Origin of the sequence: Saccharomonospora iraqiensis subsp. paurometabolica YIM 90007, assembly GCF_000231035.2 — a bacterium.
Lineage (GTDB): Bacteria > Actinomycetota > Actinomycetes > Mycobacteriales > Pseudonocardiaceae > Saccharomonospora > Saccharomonospora paurometabolica.
Window position 1 is genome coordinate 102,938 of sequence record NZ_KI912261.1, and the last position, 21,624, is coordinate 124,561.

18 protein-coding genes are annotated in these 21,624 nt (G+C 71.9%); 9 read left to right on the top strand and 9 right to left on the bottom strand.

What is annotated here, in order from left to right; genetic code table 11:
* Positions 1 to 345: DUF6541 family protein (locus SACPADRAFT_RS33560; RefSeq protein WP_007023989.1), on the bottom strand; the 345-nt coding region annotated here is incomplete at its 3' end.
* Between the two features lie 391 nt (positions 346 to 736).
* Here SACPADRAFT_RS33560 and SACPADRAFT_RS29500 point away from each other — a divergent pair.
* Together SACPADRAFT_RS29500 and wecB are read left to right on the top strand one after the other, a co-directional pair.
* A complete protein-coding gene (locus SACPADRAFT_RS29500; protein WP_007023988.1) occupies positions 737 to 2,713 on the top strand; it encodes a DUF6541 family protein in 1,977 nt (658 codons plus the stop codon).
* 86 nt (positions 2,714 to 2,799) lie between these two features.
* A complete protein-coding gene (wecB, locus tag SACPADRAFT_RS0223140; RefSeq protein ID WP_028662704.1) occupies positions 2,800 to 3,858 on the top strand; it encodes a non-hydrolyzing UDP-N-acetylglucosamine 2-epimerase in 1,059 nt (352 codons plus the stop codon).
* A 37-nt stretch (positions 3,859 to 3,895) separates the two neighbouring features.
* Here wecB and SACPADRAFT_RS0223145 read toward each other — a convergent pair whose 3' ends face one another.
* The 3 genes from SACPADRAFT_RS0223145 to SACPADRAFT_RS0223155 are packed head-to-tail and all read right to left on the bottom strand — an operon-like array spanning position 3,896 to position 7,149.
* A complete protein-coding gene (locus tag SACPADRAFT_RS0223145) occupies positions 3,896 to 5,062 on the bottom strand; it encodes a glycosyltransferase family 4 protein (RefSeq protein ID WP_007023986.1) in 1,167 nt (388 codons plus the stop codon).
* Between the two features lie 3 nt (positions 5,063 to 5,065).
* Complete coding sequence (locus tag SACPADRAFT_RS0223150; protein WP_007023985.1) at positions 5,066 to 6,061, bottom strand: Gfo/Idh/MocA family protein; 996 nt, start codon at positions 6,059 to 6,061, stop codon at positions 5,066 to 5,068.
* Positions 6,058 to 7,149 carry a DegT/DnrJ/EryC1/StrS family aminotransferase gene (locus SACPADRAFT_RS0223155; RefSeq protein WP_028662705.1) on the bottom strand — a complete coding sequence of 364 codons (1,092 nt, stop codon included), beginning with the start codon at positions 7,147 to 7,149 and terminating at the stop codon, positions 6,058 to 6,060. Before SACPADRAFT_RS0223155 ends, SACPADRAFT_RS0223150 begins: the two co-directional genes overlap by 4 nt.
* Before the next feature lie 189 nt (positions 7,150 to 7,338).
* Here SACPADRAFT_RS0223155 and SACPADRAFT_RS0223160 point away from each other — a divergent pair, with 189 nt between their 5' ends.
* From SACPADRAFT_RS0223160 to SACPADRAFT_RS0223170, 3 genes are all read left to right on the top strand, one after another.
* A complete protein-coding gene (locus tag SACPADRAFT_RS0223160) occupies positions 7,339 to 8,841 on the top strand; it encodes a hypothetical protein (protein WP_007023983.1) in 1,503 nt (500 codons plus the stop codon).
* 54 nt (positions 8,842 to 8,895) lie between these two features.
* The gene (locus tag SACPADRAFT_RS0223165) at positions 8,896 to 10,044 is read left to right on the top strand and encodes a glycosyltransferase (RefSeq protein WP_007023982.1); all 1,149 of its coding nucleotides are present in this window, start codon (positions 8,896 to 8,898) and stop codon (positions 10,042 to 10,044) included.
* Positions 10,045 to 10,140: 96 nt separating this feature from the next.
* Positions 10,141 to 12,201 (top strand): acyltransferase family protein, encoded by a 2,061-nt coding sequence (locus SACPADRAFT_RS0223170; protein ID WP_007023981.1) that lies wholly within the window; start codon positions 10,141 to 10,143, stop codon positions 12,199 to 12,201.
* A 72-nt stretch (positions 12,202 to 12,273) separates the two neighbouring features.
* Here the strand turns inward: SACPADRAFT_RS0223170 and SACPADRAFT_RS0223175 are convergent, their stop codons facing one another.
* From SACPADRAFT_RS0223175 to SACPADRAFT_RS0223185, 3 genes are all read right to left on the bottom strand, one after another.
* Complete coding sequence (locus tag SACPADRAFT_RS0223175; RefSeq protein WP_007023980.1) at positions 12,274 to 12,861, bottom strand: acyltransferase; 588 nt, start codon at positions 12,859 to 12,861, stop codon at positions 12,274 to 12,276.
* Positions 12,862 to 13,009: 148 nt separating this feature from the next.
* On the bottom strand, positions 13,010 to 14,299 hold the full coding sequence (locus SACPADRAFT_RS0223180) for a nucleotide sugar dehydrogenase (RefSeq protein WP_007023979.1): 1,290 nt from the start codon (positions 14,297 to 14,299) through the stop codon (positions 13,010 to 13,012).
* Between the two features lie 109 nt (positions 14,300 to 14,408).
* Positions 14,409 to 16,058 (bottom strand): hypothetical protein, encoded by a 1,650-nt coding sequence (locus tag SACPADRAFT_RS0223185; protein WP_040924765.1) that lies wholly within the window; start codon positions 16,056 to 16,058, stop codon positions 14,409 to 14,411.
* A gap of 309 nt (positions 16,059 to 16,367) precedes the next feature.
* On the opposite strand from SACPADRAFT_RS0223185, the gene SACPADRAFT_RS0223190 reads away from it, so the two are divergent.
* From SACPADRAFT_RS0223190 to SACPADRAFT_RS29505, 3 genes are read left to right on the top strand one after another with little or no spacing between them, the layout of a single operon-like run.
* Entirely contained in the window at positions 16,368 to 17,420 is a 1,053-nt protein-coding gene (locus SACPADRAFT_RS0223190) for an NAD-dependent epimerase/dehydratase family protein (protein ID WP_007023977.1), read from the top strand.
* A 34-nt stretch (positions 17,421 to 17,454) separates the two neighbouring features.
* The gene (locus SACPADRAFT_RS0223195) at positions 17,455 to 18,135 is read left to right on the top strand and encodes a glycosyltransferase family 2 protein (protein WP_007023976.1); all 681 of its coding nucleotides are present in this window, start codon (positions 17,455 to 17,457) and stop codon (positions 18,133 to 18,135) included.
* Positions 18,136 to 18,140: 5 nt separating this feature from the next.
* On the top strand, positions 18,141 to 18,683 hold the full coding sequence (locus tag SACPADRAFT_RS29505) for a DUF2304 domain-containing protein (protein WP_007023975.1): 543 nt from the start codon (positions 18,141 to 18,143) through the stop codon (positions 18,681 to 18,683).
* Between the two features lie 18 nt (positions 18,684 to 18,701).
* Here SACPADRAFT_RS29505 and SACPADRAFT_RS0223205 read toward each other — a convergent pair whose 3' ends face one another.
* On the bottom strand, positions 18,702 to 19,481 hold the full coding sequence (locus tag SACPADRAFT_RS0223205; protein ID WP_007023974.1) for a GIDE domain-containing protein: 780 nt from the start codon (positions 19,479 to 19,481) through the stop codon (positions 18,702 to 18,704).
* Positions 19,482 to 19,532: 51 nt separating this feature from the next.
* Entirely contained in the window at positions 19,533 to 21,086 is a 1,554-nt protein-coding gene (gene guaA / locus SACPADRAFT_RS0223210) for a glutamine-hydrolyzing GMP synthase (RefSeq protein WP_007023973.1), read from the bottom strand.
* A 100-nt stretch (positions 21,087 to 21,186) separates the two neighbouring features.
* On the opposite strand from guaA, the gene SACPADRAFT_RS0223215 reads away from it, so the two are divergent.
* The coding region (locus SACPADRAFT_RS0223215; RefSeq protein ID WP_028662706.1) for an aldehyde dehydrogenase family protein at positions 21,187 to 21,624 on the top strand (438 nt) is incomplete at its 3' end.

Consider the following 21,624-nt stretch of genomic DNA (forward strand, 5'->3'; position numbering starts at 1 on the left):
GACCGGCCGCCCGGCGCCGTCGGTGGCGGTCTCCACCCCGACCTCCCCCGCACGCACGGACGCCGCACCGACCGAGTGCCCCGCCGCGCGGCGCAGCACGATCGCGCGGGTCCCGACCGCCGTCCCGCACATCAGCACGACGACCACCGCGACGGTGAGCGGGGTGAAGGCGACCCCGGACACCGCGGTGACGACCGAGACGAGCAGCACCAGCCCCACGGTCAGTGGTGCGGACAGCCCCGCCAGCACCGACCGCGCCCGAACCCCGAGCGCGAGCAGCACGGCCAGGCCCGGCCCGAACACGACGGCGAGCCCGGCGAGCAACGGCGGGAGATCGGTGAACATCCGTGGTCCGAGCGACGATCGGCGGAGGTCGACACTCCGACCGTACGCCGCACACCGGGATCCGAAATCCGTGGAGACGCCCGGAAGAGTGGACCTGCCGGACTTCCCCGCTCACTGTCACGTCCGTGCCACCGGGCACTCCCTCATCCGGGCGGCAGGCCGACCGGACCGCCGTCCCGCTGATCACGGAACACCGGCACCCACCGTGAGTGGATCATTCGGCCTCCGCCCGTTCGATCGGACCACCGGTTGCTAGTCTCCCCTCCGGCCGCCGACGAGCGCTGCGTTCATCACCGCACGAGACACGGAGCGTCATCCAGCGTTCCCGCAACACTCGATCCGTGTCCACCGGACGGGGACACCAGGAGCAGGACAGCAAGGAGAACGTCAAGTGAGCTGGTGGCAACTGGTCCCGACCCTTCTGTGGACCGCGGCCATCGTCCTCGGACCGGGATACCTGGTCGTCCGGAGCTGGGGGTTGTCCGGACTCATGGCTGTCGGCACCTCGGCCGGGGTGTCCGTCAGTCTGATCTCCGTCTCGGCGGTGCTGGCACCCGTGTTCGGGCAGTCCTGGGGCGCGGCGGTCGTGGCGGTGCCCACGGTGCTGCTCGCGCTCACGGGACTCGTCCTGCGCAGGATCGCCCCCGGCGCCCTCGGTGTCCGGGACACGCCGCGCCGGCCGCTCCGCGCCCGGTGGACGCTGTTCGTGCACGCCGCCGCGCTGCTCGTCCCCGCGGTGTTGCTGACCCGCGGTCTCGTGCGGCTGATCGGCGCCCCGGACAACATCGCCCAGGTCTGGGACACCATCTTCCATCTGAACGCCGTCCGCTACATCCTCGACACGGGTTCCGGCTCGTCACTGACCCTGGGCGGCATGTACAGCGACGGTGCCGAACCGTCGCTGTACCCGGGCGCCTGGCACGACCTGGTGAGCCTGGTCGTGCAGCTCTCCGATGTCTCGATCCCGGTGGCCACGAGCGCGGTGACACTGGTTCTGTGCGCCGTCGTGTGGCCGATCTCGATGATCTTCCTGGTCACCCGGGTCACCGGTGTGCGTCCGGTCCCCGTACTGTTCGCGGGCGCCCTGTCCGCCGTCTTCGGCGCGTTCCCGTACCAGATCCTCTACTTCGGTGTCCTGTACCCGTTCGTCCTGTCGCTGGCGTTGCTGCCGGTCGGCCTCGGACTGGTGGCGATGGTCGCCGGGGTAGGCACGCGGGACCGGACACCCCGGTGGCTCGCGGCGCTCGCGCTCACCGGCGTCGTTCCCGGCCTCGCACTGGCACACCCCAGCACCGTCCTGGCGCTCGGCCTGTTCGCCGTGCCGATCCTGGTGGTCGCGGTCGTCCGGTACGTGCGCTCGGCACGCCGGCAGGGCACCGCCCCGGCCCGCCTCTGGGTCGTCGCGGCGTTGCCGGTCGGATACGTGGCGGCTCTCGTGGTGCTGTGGGACCGTGTCCGTCCCAGCGCCGAGGGGTCGCACTGGGCACCGATCCAGAGTTCCTCGCAGGCGATCGGCCAGGTGCTCGCCGCGGGCACGATGGAGCTGGGACCGACCTGGGTCGTGCTGATGCTGACCCTGGTCGCGATCGGACTCGTGCTGCGCAGGCAGCTTCCCGCGTGGGTGACGGGGATCTACCTCCTCGCGGCGGCCGGGTTCGTCGTGGCCTCGGGCTGGCGCGACGGCGTGCTGCGCGATTTCGTCACCGGCGTCTGGTACAACGACCCGCACCGGCTCGCGGCGCAACTGCCGATGGCGACCATCCTGCTGTGCACGCTCGCCGCGGTGTGGCTGTTCGGACGATCGTGGGACACGGTCGCGGCCCGACGGTCCACACCGCCCGCCGACCGCCCGGCCGGGTACGCTGCGACACCCGCCGTGAGCGCCGTGGCGCTCCTCGCGGCGGTGCTTCTCGCGGTGTCCGGGCAGTACAGCTCGGTGAACTACGCCCTCGGGAAGGGCGGCGGCATCTACCGCAACAGCGACATGCTCTCGGAGTCGCAGCGCACCCTGCTGGAACGGCTGGACCGACACGTCCCCGCCGACGCGACGATCATCGGCAACCCGTGGACCGGAACCGCCTTCGCCTACGCACTCGGTGACCGGCGCACGCTCACCCCACACCTGAGCACCCCGCCCGAGGAGATCGAGTACCTGATGGACAACCTGCACAAACTGAGGTTCGACCCGAAGGTCTGTTCCCTCGTCGAACAGCGGGACGCCTACTACGTGCTCGACTTCGCCGGGCGGCAGTACCTCCACCGGGGTGTCCATTTCCCCGGCCTGGTCTCCCTGCGCACCAACCCCGGTCTCACCGAGATCGACCAGGAGGGCGGCAGCGCCACGCTGTACCGGATCACCGGCTGCTGAACCACCGACGGTCCGCTTCCCGGGGTCGGTCGGTGGTGCCCGCCACCGGCGTGGGGCGTGGCGGCGGCGCCGATACACTCCGGGACATGCGGATCCTGAGCGTCGTCGGCGCGCGCCCACAATTCGTCAAGCTGGCCCCGATCGCGAAGGCGATGCGCGACGAGGCCGAGCACGTCATCGCGCACACCGGCCAGCACTACGACCACAACATGAGCGACGCGTTCTTCGCCGACCTCGGGATCCCCGCCCCGGACGTCAACCTCGGGATCGGCTCGGGCAGCCACGGCGAGCAGACCGGCGCGATGCTGAGCGGGCTGGAGAAGGTCATCACCGACACCGCCCCCGACTGGGTGCTGGTGTACGGGGACACCAACTCGACGCTGGCCGCCGCGCTGGCCGCGGTGAAGCTGCACCAGCCGGTGGCGCACCTCGAGGCGGGGCTGCGCTCGTTCAACCGGCGGATGCCCGAGGAGCACAACCGGGTGCTCACCGACCACGCCGCCGACCTGCTGCTCGCACCCACGCAGGTGGCGATGGACCACCTCGCCGACGAGGGCCTGGCCGGGCGCGGTGTCCTCGTCGGCGACGTGATGACCGACGTGCTCTACCAGGTGCGCGACCGGGTCGCGGACACGCCGCTCGCGCTGGACGCCGCGGTCGAGCCCGGTGCGTACCACGTCGCCACACTGCACCGGCCGGACAACACCGACGATCCCGAACGCCTGCGCGCGATCATCGACGGCATCGCGAAGGTGGACACGCCGGTGGTGCTGCTGGCACACCCCCGGCTGCGGCACGTGGCGGACCGCCACGGCATCGACCTGGGAGTCGGCGCCATCACGGTGTGCGAACCCCTCGGCTACCCCGAGCTCGTCAACGCCGTGTCGCACAGCGCCGGCGTGATCACGGACTCGGGTGGGCTGCAGAAGGAGGCGTTCCTGCTGCGGGTGCCCTGCACCACGATCCGGCCGGAGACCGAATGGGTCGAGACCGTCGACCTCGGCTGGAACGTGCTCGTGGACCGCGACTTCAGCACCCTGGCGGCCACGGTGGAACGTCCCCGGCCCGCCGCGACCGACGCGGCCCCGTACGGCACCGGGCGGGCCGCCGAGAACACGGTCCGCGCACTGGTGGACCGGGGCTGAGCGCCGCGGGCGAACCCGCTCGGGGCTCAGCTCGTCATCAGCCGCCCCGCACGACCTCGTCGACGACATCGACGGCGTTCGCGGCGACCGTGCGCAGGCTGTGGTTGCACTCCACCCAGGCCGACAGTTCGGCCCTGCGCCCCGGTCCCGGGACATCAGCCAGTGCCTTCTCCATGGCTCCGGCCACGGCTTCCTCGTCGTATCCCACGGCCCAGCCGAGATCATTGTCCCGGATGATCCCGGCCATCGGCCCCACCCCGGAATAGATCACCGGTGCGCCGGCGGAGAGGCTCGCCAGCGCCTTCGTCGCGAAGGCGAAATCGTAGCCCGCACCCGGTTTCACCGAGGCGAGTGCGGCCGAGGCCGTGGCGAACTCACGGCTGAGCACGTCCGGCGGTTGAGGTGGGCGGAACTCGACCTGCCCCGGTGCCACCCGATCCGCGAGCTCGGTGAGGGCAGGCACGTCGACACCCTGCCCGATCATCAGCAGGGTCGCGTCCGGATACCGCTCGGCGACCCGGCCGAACGCGCGCACGAACACCTCCGCACCGTGGATCTCCGACATCGTGCCGCCGTAGACCAGCTTGCGCCCGGACGCCGGCGAGTCCACCTCCGTGACCCGGAACCGTTCGGTGTCGATACCCACGCCGACGACGGTGACCCGCCGCTCCGGCGCCCCGAGTGCGACCACACCCGACCGCACACCGTCCGAGACGGCCAGAGTCCTCCGGGCACCGGTGAGGACCCACCGTTCGAGCGCCTTGAGGATCCGGACCACCGTCCGGTTCACGCCGATGCCCTCGGCGGCCGTGGAGACCACATCCCCGGAATAGTGCATGTAGGGAGTGCGTCGCAGGGCGCAGGCGATCCGGCTGACCACTCCCGTGGTGGTCGGTGGCTCCACCACAACCAGGTCGCTGCGCGTACACAGCAGGCGGAAGAACAGCGGAATGTCGTAGCTGAGGTACTGGACATATCCGCGGACGTTTCCGCCCGCGTCACGCAGCACCGGCCACCGGCGCACGTCCAGCCCGTCGTCCTCGATCCTCGTCCCCGACGGGGGCACCGTGGTCAACACCCGGACGTCGTAGTCCCGCTCCCGCAGCTCGTCGGCCAGCGTGCCGAGCCGGTACGCGGCCGCGCCCGGTTCGGGCCGGAACAGCCGGGAGACGATGGTGACCCGCTCAGGCCTCGTCCCGGACACGGTTCACGCCTCTCCGGCCGCCGTCAGCTGCCCCGCCGAGGCCAGCAGTTCCTCCGCCGTCCGGAGGGTATTCTGCCCCTCCTGCAGGGTGACCACGTCGTTGCCGACGCCGAGCACCGCGTCGCGGAACTTCTCGTGCTCCACCCGCAGCGGCTCCCGCTTCGGGATCGCGAACCGGGTCACGTCGCCCTCGGCCACCCCGCGGAAGGCCGCCACCGAGTCCCACTCGGTGCTGACCACGCCGTTGGCGTAGAAGGTGAGGTCGGCGGTGACGGTGTCGGCGACGAACGCGCCCCGCTCGCCGGTGACCACGGTGACCCGTTCCTTCATCGGCGAGAGCCAGTTCACCAGGTGGTTGGTGATGATGCCGTTGGCCAGCCGCCCGGTGGCGGCCACCATGTCCTCGTGCGGCCGCCCGGAACGGGTGGTGACCTGGGCGGAGACGGTACTGTACTCCGACTTCGCCAGCCAGGCCGTGAGGTCGATGTCGTGCGTGGCGAGGTCCTTGACCACGCCGACGTCGGCGATGCGCGCCGGGAACGGGCCCTGCCTGCGGGTGGCGATCTGGTACATCTCGCCCAGCTCCCCGGCGGCCATCCGGTCGCGCAGCGACTGCAACGCCGGGTTGTACCGCTCGATGTGCCCGACGGCGCCGAGGACGCCGTTCGCGGCGAAGGCGTCCACCAGCCGGGCCCCGGCCTCGACGCTGTGCGCGATTGGCTTCTCGATCAGCGTCGGCACACCCGCCTCCGCCAGCGCGATGCCCACCTCCTCGTGGAAGCCGGTGGGCACGGCGCACACGGCCGCGTCGATCCCGACGTCGATCAGCTCGTGCACGTCGCCCACGACGGGGAGGTCGCCGCCCACGCCGTGCGGGTCACCGCCCGCGTCGGCGACCGCGACCAGCTCCAGGCCCTCGACCTCGCGCACCACCCGCGCGTGGTGGCGCCCCATCATGCCGAGCCCGATGAGGCCAACCCGCAGTTCCGTCACGTTCACGCTCCCGCCTTCGCCAGGGTGTTCACCGCGGTCACGATGCGCTCGCGGTCCTCGTCGTCCAGGGATGGGTGCACCGGCAGGGACAGCACCGTGGCCGCCGCCCGCTCGGTGTTCGGCAGGTCCACCTCCCGCGCGAAGGAGGGCAGGCGGTGGTTCGGGATCGGGTAGTACACGCCCGAGCCGATGTCGTACTCCCGCTTCAGCGCGGCGGCGAAGCCGTCCCGGTCGTCCGGCACGGTGATCGTGTACTGGTGGTAGACGTGCACCGCGCCGTCGGCCACGGCCGGGGTGCCGACCCCGTCCAGGTTGCGGTCGAAGAACCGCGCGGTGGCCTGCCGGGTGGCCGTCCAGTCGCCGACCCGGCCCAGCTGCGTCCGGCCGATGGCCGCGTGCAGGTCGGTCATCCGGGCGTTGAACCCGACCAGCTCGTTCTCGTACTGCCGCTGCATCCCCTGGTTGCGCAGCAGCCGCAGGGCGCGCTCCACCTCGGCGTCGCCGGTGCAGACCATGCCGCCCTCACCGGAGGTCATGTTCTTGGTGGGGTACAGGCTGAACATCGCGAACGTGCCGAACGCCCCCACCGGGGTGCCGTGCAGGCTCGCACCGTGCGCCTGCGCGGCGTCCTCGTACAGCGCCAGCCCGTGCTCCCGCGCCAGCCGGGTCAGCGCGGGCATGTCCGCCGGGTGCCCGTACAGGTGCACCGGCATGACGCCCTTCGTCCGGTCGGTGATCCGCGCGGCGACGCTGTCCGGGTCGAGGCAGTAGTGCGCGGGCTCGATGTCGGCGAACACCGGCGTCGCCCCGGTCAGGGCCACCGCGTTCGCGGTCGCGGCGAAGGTGAACGACGGCACGATCACCTCGTCGCCCGGCCCGACCCCGGCGGCCAGCAGCCCCAGGTGCAGACCCGAGGTTCCCGAGTTCACCGCCACCGTCGCGCGCCCGTCCACCAGGACCCGGCCGAACTCCTCCTCGAACGCGGCCACCTCGGAACCCTGCGCCAGCATCCCGGAACGGAGCACGGCATCGACGGCGTCGCGTTCGGCGTCACCGATCAGGGGCTTGGCGGCCGGGATGAACTCGTTACTCACGCGGACGTCCTCGAAGATCGGGATGGTACGGGACAGGGCACACCCTATTTCGGTGGCGGAATCCCACACCGGGCGCCCCTCGACGCCGAAAGCACCCGTTCCGGGGGCGGTGGCGCGGGCACGTCGGAGCCCCGGGACACCCGCCACCTGCCGCGTCCCGCGGCCGGCGGTGCCGATAGCGTGCGCTGCATGACCGTGCCCGACAGCGGGACCGACGGCACCGGAACCCCCGAGCGCATCGGCCACCGACGTTCACTGCTGACCCGGCCGGATCCCCGCACCGACGCCGACGCCCTGCCCGCGGCCCGGCGCGGCCTGATCTCGGGGCTGGGCATCGCGGTGCAGGGCGCGGTGCGGTTCGTCTACAGCCTGCTGGTGGGTCGCACGCTGCCCACCGGGTTCCTGTCGGCCACCAACAGCGCCATCTCCACGGCGATGTTCGCGACGATGCTGTGGCCCGTCTCGCTGGGCGCGGCGGCGGCGAAGTTCGTGGCGCGCGAGTCCGGCGATCTCACCGTCCGGACGGCACTCACCCGGCACCTGGCGCGGCTGTCCCTGCTCACCTCGGCCGCGCTCGGGGTGGGGGCCGGCACGGTCACCTACGTCCTGCTCGCCCCGGGTGAGCTCACCACCGCCGTGTTCGTGGCCCTGCTGACCGTGGGCCTGTCCGCGTACAACTTCGTGCGCGGTGTCCAGTACGCCACCGGACGGATCCTGCGGGCGACGGTGTGGGACGGGCTCTCGTTCGTCGTCGCCGTCGGCGGTCTCGTCCTGGTGCTCGTGTTCGACCTCCGCGCGTGGCTGCTGTTGCCACTGACGGCGGGTTACGCCGTCTACAGCGTCGCGGGCTGGCCGCGCACCGGGGGCGGTCCGGTCGGGCCGGAGCTGCGCAGCGAGATCAACCGGTTCGTGGCCTGGGGGGTGCTGGGCTCACTGGCCACCGGCGGGTTCCTGCAGCTCACGATGGTGCTGGCACACCAGACCGGCGACGCCACCGGCGCCGACGCCTACGCCGCCGCGCTCACCCTGGCCACCCCCGCGTCGATGCTCGGCTCGGTGCTGAGCCTGCTGCTGCTGCCCGCGTTGTCCGCCGCCGTGGGGCGGGGGGACCTCACCGCCGTGCGGGGGCACACCGATCTCGCCCACCGCGCCCTGATCATCATCGTCGGCGGCGTGTTCGGTGCGCTGGTCGTGGGGGCCCGGCTGGTAATCGCGCTCGTCTGGCCGGACCTGTCCTCCGCCGTCCCGGTACTGGAGATCCTGCTGGCGGCCACCTTCCTCTACACGGCCTCCATCGTGGTCACCGAGTCGATCCGCTCCTACGACGAGCGCGGCGCGAGGGTGATGGCGCTGACCCGGACCGCCGGGTTCGTCGTCGGCCTCACCGTGGCCCTGGCGCTCGTGCCCGCGCTGTCCGTACTCGGGATCGCGCTCGGGTACCTGACGGGAATGACGATCACCGGGCTCGTGCCCGTGGTGCTGGTGTGGCGCCGGGACGGGCACCGCTGGGCCGGTCTCGCCACCCGGGTGTCCACCGGTGCCGTGCTGGCGGGCGCGATGCTCACGGTGCGCGCGACCGAGCCCGGCCCGGGGTGGCTGGACGTGGCACTCACCGCCCTGTTCGCGGTCGCCTGGCTCGGCCTGCACCACCGGGACACACGCACGGTCATCCGGCGTGCCCTGCGCGGATGAACCACCTCCACGACCCAGGAGCAGCTCGACGACCGTCGGCTACACTCCGCGCCCATGGCCGGTGGTGGGAAAAAGATCCTCTGTCTCTCGTTCTCCGACATCAACCGCGACGCGCGCGTGCTGCGGCAGCTGGAGGTACTCGCCGAACTCGGCGAGGTGACCACCGTCGGCTTCGGGGACCGGCCCGCGGCGGCGACCGAACACCTGGAGATCGACGCCGACCTCCCCTCGCTCCCGCAGACACCCGCGGGGGTCGCCCTGCTGGCGCTGCGCCGCTTCGACCGGGTCGAGCTCGCCGCGCCCGCGGTGCGCGCCGCACGCTCCGCGATCGGTGACCGCCGGTTCGACGTGGTAGTGGCCAACGAGGCGCGGGCGATGGCGTTGGCCTACGAGGTGGCCCACGGTGCCCCGGTGGTCGCCGACATGCACGAGTGGGCCCCGGAGGAGCGCAGCCACGTCCGGTCGTGGCGGCTGCTGGTCAAGCCGTTCATGACCCACCAGTGCCGCAGGTACCTCCCGAAGATGGCCGCGGTGACCACCATCAACGGCTCCATCGGCGAGCTGTACCGGGAACACTTCGGCGTCGGCACGCACACCGTGCGCAACGCGGGCCCCTTCCGCGACCTCGCCCCGAGCGAGGTGCCGGACGACCGTATCCGGCTCGTGCACAGCGGCGGCGCGGTGCCCGGACGCAACCTCGAAACCTTGATCGAAGCCGTCCGCGGCTTGGACGAGACCTACAGCCTCGACCTGTACCTGGTGCCCGGCCGGGACAATGGCCGCTACCTCGATCAGCTGCGCCAGCTCATCGGCGGTGACGAGCGGATCCGGCTGCACCCCCCGGTCGCCCCGGACGAGCTCGTCGGGACACTGAACCGCTACGACGTCGGCGTCTTCAGCCATCCGCCGCTGACCCCGAACCACCGGCTCATGCTGCCGAACAAGATCTTCGACTTCGTCCAGGCACGGCTGGCCGTGGTGTTCAACTCCGCCCCGGAGACCGACCGGCTCATCACCGGACACGAACTCGGCGTCGTCGTCGCGGACGCCTCCGCCGAGGCCATGCGCGACACGCTCGCCCGGCTCGACGTCGAACAGGTACGCGCGTTCAAGCGCAACGCCGACACCGCGGCGAAGGTGCTCAACTCCAGTGAGGACTCCGGCGTGCTGCGCACCGTGGTGGGCGACCAGCTGCCCGACTGACCGTATTCGCACCACGGCCCGGCCACCGTTCGCTACTCTTCGGTAACACCCAGTCCCCACCTCGCCGCGGAGTGCGGCCCGAACCGACGAGCGAGCATGTCCAGCACTCTCCCCACCTCCGCACCCGGCAACACCACGGACACCCCCGCCGCGACACCGACCCGGACGAAGCCCGGTTTCCATCCCGAGATCGAGGGCCTGCGTGCCGTGGCGGTCGCGCTCGTCGCCGTCTACCACATCTGGTTCGGCCGGGTCTCCGGCGGCGTGGACGTGTTCCTGCTGCTCACCGGTTTCCTCATCACCGGGTCGCTGCTTCGGATGGTCGAGAATCACGGTCGCGTCCGCTTCGGCGCGTTCTGGGGCAGGTTGTTCAAGCGCCTCTACCCGCCGGTCGGGCTGGTGCTGCTCGCCGTGCTGGCCACGACCTGGCTGTGGCTGCCGGAACCGCGCTGGCGCGGCACCCTCGGCGAGGTGCTGGCCGCGGCGTTCTACGTGGAGAACTGGAGTCTGGCCTTCTCCGCGGTGGACTATCTCGACCGCGCCGAGTTGCCCAGCCCGGTGCAACACATCTGGTCCCTGTCGATCCAGGGACAGTTCTACTTCCTCTGGGCGGTGCTGATCGCCGTCGCCGGGGCGGTGGCACTGCGGCTGCGCACCCGTGTCCGCACCGCCGTGCTCGTCGTCTGCCTGTCCGTGTTCACGGGCTCGCTGGCGTACTCGGTCGTGCGGACCGCCACCGACCAGGCGTGGGCGTACTTCGACCTCGGTGCGCGGCTGTGGGAGTTCGCGCTCGGCGGCCTCCTCGCACTCACCCTGCCGTCCGTGCGTCTTCCCCGCGGGCTGCGTGTGGTGCTCGGGTGGGTCGGCCTGCTGGCGTTGATCGCGTGCGGCGCGCTGTTCGACGTGTCCACGATGTTCCCCGGGTACGTGGCGCTGTGGCCGGTGGGCGCGGCGATGCTGGTGTTGTTCGCGGGCACCACCGGCCATCCGCTCGCCGTGGACCGGTTCCTGACCGCACGGCCGCTGGCCGCGCTCGGCGGCGTGTCGTACGCGCTGTACCTGTGGCACTGGCCGGTGTTGATCGTGTACCTGGCGCTCACCGGGCGCAGCGTGGCGACGCTGCCCGGGGGACTGCTCGTGCTCGCCCTCTCCCTCGGCCTCGCCGTGCTCACCCGCACGTTGCTGGAGAAGCCGGTCAACGCGTTCACCACGCCCAGGACGCACCCCGGCTGGGCCGTCACGGTCGTCGCCGTGTTCCTCACCCCGGTCCTGGTGGTGAGCCTGCTCTGGGCGTACCGGCTGGACACCCGGGACCCGATCACCGTGACGGCGGAGAACGTCGCCGACTACCCCGGTGCCCGGGTGCTGGACCCGTCGTTCCCCGCGTCCCCGGTACCGGAGAAGCCGGTGGTGCCGAGCCCGGCCGACGCCCGCGACGATCTGCCGCACACCTATGCGGACGAGTGTCACGCCCCGCTGGAACAGACCGAGGCCCGGGTCTGCGAGTACGGGCCCGCCGACGCGGACCGCAGCATCGCCGTCGTGGGCGCCTCCCGCAGCGCCCACTGGTACCCGGCGTTGCGGGAGATCGCCGACGAACGCGGCTGGCGGGTCTACAACCTCACCAAGAGCTCGTGCCAGTTCAGCACCGACATCCCGTACACCGTCGACGGGCAGGTCTACACCCAGTGCCAACGGTGGCGGGAGAACGCGCGGCAACGCCTCACGTCCCTGCGCCCGGACGCGGTACTCACCTCCTCGACCCGGGCGCTGCCCGACGGTGGGGAGCGGGCGTTCCCGGGTTTCGCCGACCGGTGGCGACAGCTCGCCGAGGTCGACATCGACGTCCTCGGCGTCCGCGATCTCCCGCGCGTGCCGAGCGACGGCGCGTCCTGCGTGGCGACCCGGGAACCGGACCGGTGCGTCTTCGACCCGTCGTACGAGCACACGCCCACCGACCCGGCACGCACCCTGGACGGGGTCCCGGACACCGTCTCCCTGATCGACCTGACACCCCGGGTGTGTCCGGACGGCCGGTGTCCCGCCGTGATCGGCAACGTGCTGGTCTACCGCGACAAGTCGCACCTGACCGCGACGTACGCCCGCACGCTCGCCCCGGCGCTCGCCACCGAGATCGACCGCGTCCCCGGCTGGTGACGACGTTTCGCCCGCGGAATGTCGTCCCCCGGGGGCGCCGTCGGCTCCGGGCGGGGCGCGGTGGGTGGGCCGTCAGTCGGACTCGGCGAGGACGCCGTCCTCCTCGCGGTAGGTCGCACCGGTGACCGGGCACACCCACCGTCCGTCCTCCTGTCGCAGCGGGGCGCCGGCACGCCCCACCCAGCCGACCCGGCGGGCGGGCACACCCGCGACCAGGGCGAAGTCCGGGACGTCCCTGGTCACCACGGCCCCGGCCGCGACCGTGGCCCACGCCCCGATCCGCACCGGCGCCACGCACACGGCCCGCGCCCCGACCGACGCGCCCTCGGCGATCGTGACCCCCACCGCGTCCCAGTCGGAGGCGCTCTTCAGGCTGCCGTCCGGGTTGATCGCGCGGGGATAGGTATCGTTGGTCAGCACCACCGCCGGGCCGAGGAACACCCCGGCAGCCAGTTCGGCGGGCTCGTACACCAGTGCGTGGTTCTGAACCTTGCAGTTGTCCCCCATGCGCACCCCGGTGCCGACGTAGGCGCCCCGGCCGACGATGCAGTTCTCACCGAGTTCGGCGTCCTCCCGCACCTGCGCCAGGTGCCACACCTTGCTACCCGCACCGAGCTTCGCGGTACCGGCCACGTCGGCACCGTCGGCCACGAACACCATGCCGCCCCTCTCTCCGTCCGATCCGTCCGGCTCCGTCCACCGGACGTGCTCCCGAGGTGCCCGTGAAGGGCACCTTCCCTGCGTACAGCGCGGTGAGGGGCACATTCGCTGCGTCACACGCAGGGAAAGTGCCCCTCACGGCACACCCTCACGACTTGCCGATCACCCGGTAGGTCACGCCCGGCCAGCGTTCCGGGGACGAGACGCGGCGGCCGTCGACGAACGTGGCCACGCCGGGCAGGTCGTCCGGGCCGAGCTCGGCGTACTCCGGGTGGTCGGCCTGGACCACGGCGGCGTCGGCCTTCTCCCCGAGGTGGTACGGCTCGAACCCGAGGTCGCGCAGCTCGTCGTCGGTGTAGAGCGGGTCGTGCACCAGCGCGGTCGCGCCCCGCTCGCGCAGCGCGGCGACCGCGCCGAACACCCCGGAGAACGCCGTCTCCTTCACCCCGCCGCGGTAGGCCGCGCCGAGCACGACGACCCGGGCGCCTGCGAGGTCGCCGTGCGCCCCCTCCAGCAGCCCCATCGTGTAGTCCGGCATGGCCGCGTTCGTCTCCCGTGCCGCGCGCACCACGGTGGCGTCCGGGTCGTTCCAGAGATACAGGCGCGGATACACCGGGATGCAGTGCCCGCCGACGGCGATGCCCGGCTGGTGGATGTGGCTGTAGGGCTGCGAGTTGGACGCCTCGATCACCTGGTAGACATCGATCCCGGCGGTCGTCGCGTACCGGGCGAACTGGTTCGCCAGGCCGATGTTGACGTCGCGGTAGGTGGTCTCGGCGAGCTTCGCGAGCTCACTCGCCTCCGCCGAGCCGAGGTCCCACACCCCGTTGCCCCGGGGCAGGTCAGGCCGGTCGTCGAAGTCCAGCACCGCCTCGTAGAACTCCACCGCACGGGCCGCGCCCGCCGCGGACAGGCCCCCGATCAGCTTCGGGTACTTGCGCAGGTCCGCGAACACCCGCCCGGTGAGCACCCGCTCCGGGGAGAACACCACGTGAAAGTCGCGCCCCTCGACCAACCCGGAGCCGGACTCCAGCATCGGCCTCCACCGCTGCCGGGTGGTCCCCACCGGCAGCGTGGTCTCGTAGGAGATCAGCGTGTCCGGCGTCAGGTGCCGGGCCAGCTCGGTGGTCGCGGCGTCCATCCAGCCGAAGTCCGGCCGGGCCTCGTCGTCCACGAACAGCGGCACGACCAGCACGACCGCGTCGGCGCCCGGGATCGCGTCGGCGTAGTCGGTGGTGGCCCGCAGGGCGCCGGACGGCACCAGCTCGTCGAGCCTGTCCTGCAGGTGCGCCTCCCCGGGGAACGGCTCCACCGCGTCGTTGACCTGCTTGACCACCTGCTCGTTGACGTCCACGCCGACGACCTCGTGGCCCTTCGCCGCGTACTGCACGGCGAGCGGCAGACCGATCTTTCCCAACGCGATGACAGCGATCTTCACCGGGACCGTCCTGTTCCTCAGGGTGCGGGGTGCGATGGCACGGCAGTTGCCGCCGCTGAGCCTAACGTGCTGCGACGCAGCACACTCCGTCGCCCGCCCGGCCGTGGGATCAGCCGGTCCCGGTCTCCGTACGGCCCGGGTGCAGCGTCGGGCCGCAGTGGCGACGGGGCGGCTCGGCGGAGATCGCCGGAATGGTGACCTCGGCGTAGGCACGCACCGCGTCGAGGCTGTCCCGGTCCGGGACGGCGTCCCGCCGGACCCAGTCGGCGTTCGACCGCCCGTCGTCCGGGTCCACATGGACCGGTGTGTAGTCGCGGGCGAGACGGGGGTCGTCCGGGAGCCCGGTGCCCGCGCTCCAGGCTCCGTGCGAGTGGATGAACGTCGGCCGGACCTCGTCGAAGACGTGATCCCGCAGGCCCGCCATGTCCCCGGCACCGTAGAACCCGGCCACCTCGGCGTCGACCAGCCCGGCCTGGTCGACCACCTCCAGGCGGGAGGTCAGCAGCGTCCCGCCCACGTCCGGCATCAACACCGACCCGTCGCGCACACCGAGCGTGTCGGCGTAGACGTTGAACATCACGCCGAAGCGGTCGGCGATCCGGCACGTCGGAACCGTCGGTGCGCTCGCGAACTCCCGGCCGCTGTCGACGAACGACAGGCCCGTCGGCACCAGGGTCACGACCAGCGCCGCCGAGACCGCCGCACGGGCCGCGGTCCGACCGCGGCTGAGCAGCTCCGTCCCCGCGAGCACCCCGACGAGCAGGGCCAACGGCCAGATCGGGGTGGCGAACCGGTACTCCCCCATCCAGTCGGGCTGGAGGACGACGTAGGCGAGCACGGCCAGCGCCGTGGGGACGAGCAGGGTCAGCAGTCCCCGGCGCCACCACACCGGGCGCCCGAGCACGATCCCCACGACGCCCACCGTGACGAGGACGATCGGGGTACCGACGTAGGCGACCAGCTCCCCGGTCCGCAGAAGGTTGTCGATCCCCGGGAGGGCCTGGTCCTTCGCGACGGCCGTGTTCGGCAGCCAACGCCCGAACGTGACGTACCGCCACAGGAAGTAGCCCCCGACCGGCACGGCGAACACCGCGGTGGACAATGCGGCGAAGCCGACCGAACGACCGAACGCGCGGGTCCGCGGCAACGCCAGCAACAGCACGAACGGATAGGTCCCCGCGTAGATCAACCCTTCCGGCCTGGTCAGGGCCGCCGCACCGGCGAGCACCCCCACCACCACGGCCACCCGCGTGGTACACAGCCGGTCACCCAGCACGGCGAGGAACAGCACCGTCGCCAGCCACACCACCAGCAGCGCGTACAGCGCGTTCTCCAGCCCGGAGAACGACCAGATGACGAAGGACGGCACGGCCGCGAGAGCCACCCCGAACACCACGGTCGGCAGCCACGCGTGCCGCGTCACCGCACCGAAGACCCGGTACGCCGCGACGAGGATCCCCACGCAGCACAGCAGCGCCACCGCCTTGGGGAACGCCACGTAGTCGGGCACACCGAGGAGTGCGCCCCGGTCGAACAGCCCCAGCAGCCGACCCAGCGCGAGCAGGGCCATCCACGTCGGGTTGGAGAAGCCCTCGACCGGGTCGGCCCCGGCCTGCGCCACCGGCCCGAGCCCCTCGCTGACGCTGCGCGCGTAGGCGAACGTGATGGCGGCGTCGTCCACGATCCAGTTCCCGTACCGGGACCCGTGGTAGGCCAGCGCCAGCGTCCCGGTGAGCACGGCGAGCACCGGCGCCGACACCCGCGCCCCATGCCGTCTCGACGGCGGCGGGGTTTCCGGCGCCGCGGACGGTGTTGCCGGGTTCCGCAGGACTGTCACGGGCGACGTTCCTTCTGGCGAGGATGACCGGGACGAGCCGAACACTGCTGCCACTCCGCGGGTCCGGCAACGCGGGACGGCGGCCTTCACCCGGTTCAGCGGTCACCGGTACCGTGTCGTCCCGGTCGAACCGACCACGGAGTACGATTCCGACGGCCGCCCATCGGCCGACCATGCCGTCCGCGCACCGACCGCGGACGTGTCGCACGAGTCGACGGCGAAAGGAACCGCGTGCGGGCACTCGTCACCGGCGGAGCCGGGTTCATCGGCTCCACCCTGGTCGACCGGCTGCTGGCCGACGGCCACGACGTGCACGTCGCCGACGACCTGCGCCGCGGGCGGCGGGAGAACCTGGCCTCCGCGGCGGCCACCGGACGCATGACGCTGCACGAGGTCGACATCACCACACCCGACCTGCGCGACGTCGTCGCCGACGCCGCGCCCGAGGTGATCTTCCACCTGGCCGCGCAGATCGACGTGCGGGTCAGCGTGACCGACCCGTTGACCGACGCGCACCAGAACGTGGTGGGCACCGTCAACGTCGCCGAGGCCGCACGGCACGCGGGCGTGCGCAAGATCGTGTTCGCGTCGTCCGGCGGCTCCATCTACGGCACCCCGGAGACCCTGCCCACCACCGAGCAGGCGCCGCTGGACCCGAAGTCCCCCTACGCGGCGAGCAAGATCTCCGGCGAGTACTACCTGGGCACCTACCGCAGGCTGCACGGGGTGGACTGCACGACCCTGGCGATGGCCAACGTCTACGGCCCCCGGCAGGACCCCGGCGGGGAGGCCGGGGTCGTGGCGATCTTCGCGGCGGCGTTGCTGCGTGGCGAACCGACCACCGTGTTCGGCGACGGCGGCAACACCCGGGACTACGTCTACGTCGCCGACGCGGTGTCCGCGTTCGTCGCCGCCGCGGATGACCAGGGCGGGGGCGGCCGGTTCAACATCGGTACCGGGGTTCGGACCTCGGACCGCGAGCTGCACCGGCTGGTCGCCGCGGCCGCGGGCGCCGAGGACGCACCCACGCACGGTCCGGCCCGCCTCGGCGACCTGCGAGCGTCGGCGCTGGACGCCGACCTGGCCCGGCGGGAACTCGGCTGGAAGCCGGAGACCGACCTGGCCGAGGGCGTGCGCCGCACGGTGGAGCACATCCGGGCCGCACAGGTGGCGGACACCACCCCGGACGCCGGGCCGGGGAGCCCGACGTCACCCCATCCGGTCGCGTCCGGGGGCGCCTCTCCCGCCACGACACGGAAGACCAGCCGCGACCCGCTACGATGAGCACGGCGTCGCGCCCGAATCCGGGGAGAGTCAGGTGAGCTACGAAGACGTCTGGGTGGTGATCCCGGTCTACAACGAGGACCGTGTGATCGCCGATGTCGTCGAACACGTCCGTGCGACGTTCCCCAACGTCGTCTGCGTCGACGACGGCTCGCACGACGACTCGGCCGGGCGCGTGGCGAGCACGGGGGCGCACCTGGTGCGGCACCCGATCAACCTCGGCCAGGGGGCGGCGCTGCAGACCGGCCTGTCCTACGCGCTCTCCCGCACCGGGGCGCAGTACTTCCTCACCTTCGACGCCGACGGCCAGCACCAGGTCACCGACGCCGAACGGATGGTCGAGGTGGCCCGTGCCGGGGACGCCGACGTGGTGCTCGGGTCCCGCTTCCTCGAGCAGGCCGAGGACGTGCCCTGGATCAAGCGCGTCGTGCTGCGCACGGCGGCGGTGCTCAGCCGCAACGTGCGCAAGCTCCGGCTGACCGACGCGCACAACGGCCTGCGGGTGTTCGCCCGTCCGGCCGCGGAACGCCTGCACATCAGCATGAACGGGATGGCCCACGCCTCGGAGATCGTGTCGTTCCTGGCCAACCACGACTTCCGGGTCCGTGAGGTGCCGGTGCAGATCCTCTACACCGACTACTCGAAGGCCAAGGGCCAGTCGCTGATCAACGGCGTGAACATCCTGTTCGACTTCTCGCTGCGCAACCGGAGGTGATCGGCATGTGGGCGCAGGTCGTCCTGCTGGCGGCGGTCGCGGGGATCTTCCTCTACTTCGTCAGCCGTCGGCACAACGTCCGCATGCAGGCGGGCAAACGGATCGGCTTCTTCGGCTTCCTCGCGTTCGCCGTGTACGCGGTCCTGTTCCCCGGGCACGTCACGCTGCTCGCGCACGCACTCGGCATCGGCCGTGGTGCGGACCTGCTGCTCTACATGCTGGTGGTGGCGTTCCTGTTCGGCATGCTGAACACCTATCTGCGCTTCCGCGGCACCACGCAGCAGATCACCGAACTGGCCCGGACCCTCGCGATCCGCGAGGCGGAGCTGGTCAACCACCAGCGCGGCGTGATGCGGGGCGAGCAGGTGCACAGCCCGGTCGCCGCCACGACGGCGGCCACGGCGGAGGTGGCGGAGACGGACACACCGGGACCCGGTCCGTCCGGACCCGAGGTCTCGTCCGCCGCGCACAGCGGGGACGCCGGGCCGGTGGAGGATACCTCGGGTCCGGACGACACCACCGAGCGCTCGGCACAGCCCACCCGGTGACGACCGGGGCCGTCCAGGTCAGGTCACCAACCCGCCCACCACGAGGCCGACGCCGAGCACAGCGCCGATCACGACACCGACCGCGAGACCCGTGTGCAGCTTCCTGCGCTCGGCACGCAACTCGTTTCCGGGACGGGTGGAAATGACGAAGTGCCCACCCTGGCCGGGCCCGCGGATCGTGAGCGGTCCGAACGTGTCCTCCACCTCGCCGAGCACGTGAAGTCGGGTACCCGGCCGCAGCGACCACTCCGTATATTGGTAGCCGACGGTGATCTCACTGTGCCCGGAGCTGGAATCCGGTGTGAGACTCTCAAGGTCGATCTCGCCGGTCGCGGAGCGCACCGGTTCGAATCTGTGTACCGACTGCTCAACACCGTCCGGTTCGGTGTCCCCCGGTTCGACGAGGACCGTCCGTCCCTCCTCGTCCACCAGTGCGTACTTCTCTCGCGACACGTGGTCGATCACGTTCTCACTGCGCTTCTTACGGCGCCGGAACTCACCGTGCTCGATGATCTCGTAGTGCCGGTCGACTCGGTAGTGGAACCACACACACTCGGCCTTGGACAGCTCCGCCGTCAGCGCTCCGTCCGGCCCCGGATGCGCCGCACCCACCACCTGGACGGTCCGCCGCAGGTCCCCCTTACCACCGAGCTCGACCGAGACATCACGGAGTTGCTCCAACTGCTGGATCGACAGCGTCTCCGTGCCGATCATCGCGTGCAGTTCACGACGGGTGTGCCGCATGGCGAAGTACGCGCCCGCCGTGACCGCCAGTACGCTGACGCCCAACACCCACACCGGTGATCACTCCTCAGCACGAGTCCGTGTCGTGGTCGCCCGGGTGGGCGACTACTCCCACTCGATCGTGCCCGGCGGCTTGCTCGTCACGTCGAGCACGACCCGGTTCACCTCGGCGACCTCGTTCGTGATGCGCGTGGAGATCCGTTCGAGCACGTCGTAGGGTATCCGGGCCCAGTCGGCGGTCATCGCGTCCTCGCTGGACACCGGGCGCAGCACCACGGGATGGCCGTAGGTGCGGCCGTCGCCCTGCACCCCGACGCTGCGCACGTCGGCGAGCAGCACGACGGGGCACTGCCAGATGTCGCTGTCCACCTCCGCCGAGCCGAGCTCCTCCCGCGCGATCGCGTCGGCGGCCCGCAGGGTCTCCAGCCGGTCGGACGTCACACTGCCGATGATGCGGATCGCCAGGCCCGGTCCGGGGAACGGCTGACGGTGCACGATCGTCTCCGGCAGGCCCAGCTCCAGCCCGACCCGGCGCACCTCGTCCTTGAACAGCAGCCGCAACGGCTCCACCAGCCCGAACTGCAGGTCCTCGGGGAGCCCGCCCACGTTGTGGTGGCTCTTGATGTTCGACGCGCCCGTGCCGCCGCCGGACTCGACGACGTCCGGGTAGAGCGTGCCCTGCACCAGGTACTCCACGTCGCCGCGTGCCTTGAGATCACGGGCGGCCTGCTCGAAGACCCGGATGAACTCCCGGCCGATGATCTTGCGCTTCTGCTCGGGGTCGGACACCCCGGCCAACGCGTCCAGGAACTGCTCCCGCGCGTCCACGGTGACCAGCTTCACCCCGGTGGCGGCCACGAAGTCGCGCTCGACCTGGGCCCGCTCGCCCGCGCGCAGCAGACCGTGGTCGACGAACACGCACGTCAGCCGCTCACCGATCGCGCGCTGCACCAGGGCGGCCGCCACGGCGGAGTCCACCCCGCCGGACAGGCCGCAGATCGCGTGCCCGTCCCCGATCTGCGCCCGGATACGGGCCACCTGCTCGTCCACGATGGAGGCGGTGGTCCACCGGGGGCGGATGCCGGCGACGTCGTGCAGGAACCGGCGCAGCACCTCCTGCCCGTGCGGGGAGTGCGCCACCTCGGGGTGGTACTGCACGCCGGCGAGCCCGCGCCCGGTGTCCTCGAACCCGGCCACGGGGGCGCCGTCGCTGCTCGCGGTGACCTCGAAGCCCTCGGGCGCCCGGGTCACGCAGTCGCCGTGGCTCATCCACACCGGGTGCTTCGCGGGCAGCGCCTCGTGCAGCGCTCCGCCGCGGACACCGACCTCGGTGCGGCCGTACTCCCGGGTGCCGGTGTGCTCGACCGTGCCGCCGAGGGCGCGGGCCATCGCCTGGAAGCCGTAGCAGATCCCGAGCACCGGAACCCCGGTGTCGAACAGGGCGGGGTCCACCGCCGGGGCCCCGTCGGCGTAGACACTGGCGGGTCCGCCGGAGAGGATGATCGCGGCCGGTTCCCGGGCGACGAGCTTGTCGACCGGGGTGGTGTGCGGGACGACCTCCGAGTACACCTGGGCCTCCCGCACCCGGCGGGCGATGAGCTGCGCGTACTGCGCGCCGTAGTCCACCACGAGCACGGGGCCCACGGAACCGTCTGCCACTGCCGGTCTCCTCACCGATCGTCTCTCCACACACCGACACACCCATCGTCCCAGGCCAACCGTCGCGCGGTGCCCCCAGGTCACGGTTACCGTGCGGCCCATGGAGGGCATGGACACCATCACACCGCGTCCCCGGCCGATGTGGCTCGCGGGCCGCGCCGAGGACGGCGACGACACCCGCCCCGTCACCCACCCCCACGACGCCACCGAGATCGCCACCGTGGCCGTGGCCGACACCGCCACCACCGACCGCGCGGTCACCGAGGTGGCGCGTTTCGCGGGCGGAATGCGGTCCTGGCCGGTCGCCGACCGGGCCGCCGCCCTCGACGCCGTGGCCCAGGCGCTCGCCGGGCGGGGTGACGAACTCGCCGAGATCGTCACGGCCGAGTCCGGCAAACCACTCCGCCACGCCGAGACGGAAGTCGCCCACGCCGTGGCCACCCTGCGGGCGGGAGCGCGTTCCGCGGGCGAAACGCGCCACCTGGACGGCCGCACCGACGACGGCGGGCTGACCCTGACGCGCCGGGTGCCGCGGGGT